This window comes from Pseudoalteromonas sp. G5_S1_54_S4 (assembly GCF_054968565.1).
Map to the genome: position 1 here is coordinate 1 of NZ_JBQKUL010000092.1, position 4,539 is coordinate 4,539.

Genomic DNA, 4,539 nt, shown 5'->3' on the forward strand with positions numbered 1-4,539 from the left:
GCTTCATTATTCAAGAACCAAGCTAGAAAGCGTAAGACAGCATGAATATCAGAATCTTCACCGCCAACAGTGTTTCCCACAAACACCCAAAGTGGTTTTTCAATGTTGAACTCAGCTAACTGGTCTTTGTTTTTAGTGAACAAATATTGCTGTTGGTAGAAGCTGAGCAAACACGCGGTGAAGTACTCATAACGCCGCTTATCTTGCTTATCCTGCTCTGGGTTAAGGTTTAGGATTAACGACTCTTTCCCATAACCATCTTCGTAGAAAAATTTGTACGAGTAATCAAATAACACTGATTTGCCATACACTTCACGTGTAGCTTGAATGCGAGCGTCACGCTGCTCCTCAGTATCTAATTCCAATTGCGCTAACTGCTCTTCAGTTAACTTACCCAAAGCTGTCGTTTCAAACAGCATTTTGGCTTTTTTCTTTTTAATATCGTTTTCAACTGCTTCTACAGTATTTCCAGAAGAGACAGATTGACCAAACGTAGCAGAATACTCAAAGGCAAAGCCATCGCGGGTCAACTTGTCACGACGACGCATCCAAGCACCAGCAGCCGTACCTGTACCTTTATGACCTTCGTCAATTAGTACTAAGTTCTTACCTTCAAAGGCTTCAACCGCGACCGTTTTGTCGCCCATTTCATCTGCAAGTTTATTGATATCAATAACTTCAATCGTGCCTCTGAACGGTGTTGGCTTAGATTTATCAAACAACTGGATATGAGAAAAACCTGAGTCATACAGTTCATTCATATGCTGCTGTGACAAGCGCTCATCCGGTGTGAGCAGAATGATCTTGTCAGGGTAATGGCTGGTATTACCATTTTGAAAATAGTGCAAATACTGCAAAATATTGACGTGTAATAACAACGTCTTACCTGAACCCGTAGCATTCCAAAATGCCAGCTTGTTCAAATCATCCAAAATATACTGTCTAAACTGATTGGCTCTGTCTTTCGCTGTTTTACTGTTTTCTACATTGTAAGCTTCAAGCTCACGATTCAGGCCATTGAGCAGCTCTTGCTTGCGGTTGAAGTGCCAGTCGAGATAAATCTCTGTAAACAAGAGAGACAAGTACTGGAAATACTTCATATTCAGTACCGTATCTTCTTTACGGTTACGGTGCTGCGTGATCTGTTGCCAATGCTTAACAATGTTCAAGTCGTAGCGACGCAGCTCATCAAGGTCGATTAAATCGACCTCAAAGAGATAGTTACTCAATTCATGGAAGAACAAGCTTTGCCCATCTTCATGAATGCCTTCAAAACGGTCTTCGCCTAAACGTAGCTTTAAACCTTGCAAAGTACCATCTTTGAAAAAGCGAAACATAAAACGGTTAAGCACCAGTTGTTTATGGAAGCTTAATTTGCTATTGCTTTGTTTTTTTACTGCTTTGCCAGTAGACGCAGCTTTTTGTGGAGAACGGGCCATGCTTAAATCTCCTCAGCAAACATCAGGCTCAGGAATTCCGGCTCAATTTGACGGAGTTTTAAGCTACGTATCACATCGCCCTCATCATCATCTACAGTAAATGCCGTTGGCAAATTGTGGTCGCCATTAATGTAAATCACATCAAAGGTCTGCTCTTTGGCATACAGATCAAAGCGGTTAGCGTAATCATTAAGTTTTTCATAACCAATTTTGTCGCAATCTCGCCACACAATAAGGGTACGTTCACCACTTGGTAAAGTGCCTTCTACACGAACAAAGCCACGCTCGATATTCGATTCAATCGACTTAACATTTAAGCCAATTAGGAAATTGAAGGTTTCTACCAAGTCAATTGTTTTACGCTCGGTTGCGCCAGCAGAGTCAGCTGAAATATTCATTTCATAATCAAATGGCTTATGGAAGTTATCTGTATTTAGCAATGAACTCTTGCTTTCCTCTTGAAGCATATATTTTAATAAATAGTCAGCTGAAGCTTCGGGAGTCATCTGTTCAAACAGGTCAGCATTCTTCTTAGTCAAATAAATGTTGTTTAAGGTGTCTTCATAGCTTTCTATTTTTACAACTTTAGTAATGCTTGATTTGTTTCTCGTAACAGAAGGGCGACCATTTTTCCATTGAGATGCAAATAAACATTTAAGCATTCGTGGTTTTGTGATCAAATCAAAATACTCTCCTTGCTCAACAAGAATAGAGCGTCTTGTACCACCGTCCTCATCATTCATTACTACAACAGCGTGACCGGTACTTGCTGAACCAGAAAAATAATCCAAAACTAAGCTCTGCCTATTTGCTCCGGCTACTTTAAGACAGTCAACAACAGCCTTGTAAGATTTTGGAAATAAAAATAACCTTTCACGAGTAAACATAGATGACAGAAGATTGGTTCCATGCGAACCAGCAGCGTATGAAGCATCATCCCACCAAGTCCCTGGCAATTTGCCTTCATCATTAAGATAATTACGTCTATAAATTTCATACCGCTCTTTAGTTTTCTCATACTTAAGATGTGCAAGCTCTTTTCGCGCGCGCTCAATTCCCCATTTCCAAACTCTTTCGGTACCAGTTGAATCATTCGGTAAAACAACTATGGCAGATTCGGAGGTTGCTAAGTCATAATCCCACTCATTCTTAGCCTCGTTCCATACCATACTTGGGATCTCTAAACGTCCGTTTTGGACAATAATAGGATAATACTGTTTTGGTCTATCCTTTCGGCTTGAATCCGTACCTGTTTTTCTAAAATTCTCCCAAAGGAACTTTAAACCATTCTCATCAGTTTCATTGTAACGTTGGTTTTGCGAATCACTTCTTGGTAGACGACCGACTGATTTTACTTGCTCCGTCTTTCTATGGAAAATTGCGTACTCATGGTTAATTGAAAAACCAGAAACCGTTGATCGACCTTGAGGGTTATTGCGAATGGGTACTGTAGAGAGATGGTTTTCAGAACCAAAAATCTCATTATTAATCAATAAACTATTTTCTAACTCATAATCATCAATCGTAAATACCTGAGTTCCTGTATCACTTAATAATTGATAACCCTCAGTCACCCGATTCTCAATTAAGCAATTCCATGCACTATGTTTAAACCCATTTTTATATAATATTTCAGATGCATTTGTATTGTATGGCGGGTCGATATAAATTGAGTCTACTTTACCAGCATATTTATTTTTGATTAGCCGTAAAGAATGATAGTTATCACCATTTATCATTAAGTGTTGAACTTTAGAATCTATATCGTCGAATAAATTTATCACATTTTCTTTAAAGTCAATTGTAAACAACTCAGTGTCCACAGGAAGAAAATCATAATCCTTTATGTCTAACTCACTAGTGATAAATCCTAAATCAATCCAACGCCCGATTTGCAGCTTATTATTTACAGCTTCTTGCTTAAGCTCTGGTGTTAGAAGATCTAGTGTGATGGTGTAATGCGAAGACGAGACAAACTTCTTCTTAGTCCATAGTTTCTTTTGAAAATTTTCAAGTTGTGCCAAAAAGGTAATTAATTCTTGCGCCACAGATCGTAAACACTGGATCATACGTAACTGCTTTTCGATGTTCGCAAACACTTCCGCATTTTGAACATTGTCCAGATTCATCACTTCATTCTTGATGTAAAAGTCCAGCTCATTACTCAAGAATCCGCCGAGATCTTTGTGAATAAAGTAATCTGCGGTATTACGCTGCGTGTAGGTGGTAAGGTGGCGTTCAAGCTCTGTGCGGCTTGGGTTGCTCTCGGTTGGCGCTCGTTTGGAAAGATCCGCCCAATACTGCTGGACTTGGCTATCTGATAAAATAGTAGCGATCGCTGTTTGCACTAAGGCATCTTGCTTGGTGCCTTTTTTCATCGCTTTGTATTCGAAATGAATGACTAATTCTTCGGTTTCAACTGATTCACCGTTAATAATTTCTGTCGCTTTTACAACTGCAACTGGTTGATAAGTCTGTTCAAACTCTTCTCCATCCTCGTCTAATTTGGTGCGAGTATGGGGTTCAATGAGGACAAAGCGACGGTCAGCATCGTTATCTTTACGATTATCCTTGGCGGTATCTGCCGACAGCAGTTTGAAGCTTACCTTACGACCATCATCGAGTTTGAAAGCATAGTTGGCAAAGTTCTCGCCGCTTTTAATGTAATACTGGTCTTTATTGGCCCAATGCAGCATGACTTCTTCACCTGCATAGGGGATAGCATAAGTATCACCTTTGTAGCGGCGCTTGCTGATAAAGTCACCGTTATCGTAATAACGAGAAAAGAATGTGAGCAGATGTGAGAATACGGCATTTTCATGCTCGCTAGCACCGGTTGCAGTTTCAGCTATTTGCTTTTTCAACGCCTGAACTTTTGGACTTTGATCTGGCTCAAACCCCGCTTCCGTTGTCGCTTTTATTACAGCTTGAAGTTGCTGCTCAAGATCAGCTTTATTCGCATTTCCTGCATCAGCCAATGCAGTTTGTATTTTTGATTTAAGCTTATTGTCTAGGTAGTCATTTATCTCGTCAGCACGCGAATTGAGGATACGGTAAATGCCAAAGTCCAACTCTGGACGGTCAATCTGAAAAATCTCTT

The 4,539-nt window shown here is 39.9% G+C and carries 2 protein-coding genes; both read right to left on the reverse strand.

From position 1 onward, the window contains the following. Positions 1-1,439 (reverse strand): DEAD/DEAH box helicase family protein (locus ACTRWE_RS18830; RefSeq protein ID WP_462880496.1); only part of this gene is annotated, 1,439 nt, incomplete at its 3' end. Positions 1,440-1,441: 2 nt separating this feature from the next. Next, positions 1,442-4,539 (reverse strand): site-specific DNA-methyltransferase (locus tag ACTRWE_RS18835; RefSeq protein ID WP_462880497.1); only part of this gene is annotated, 3,098 nt, incomplete at its 5' end.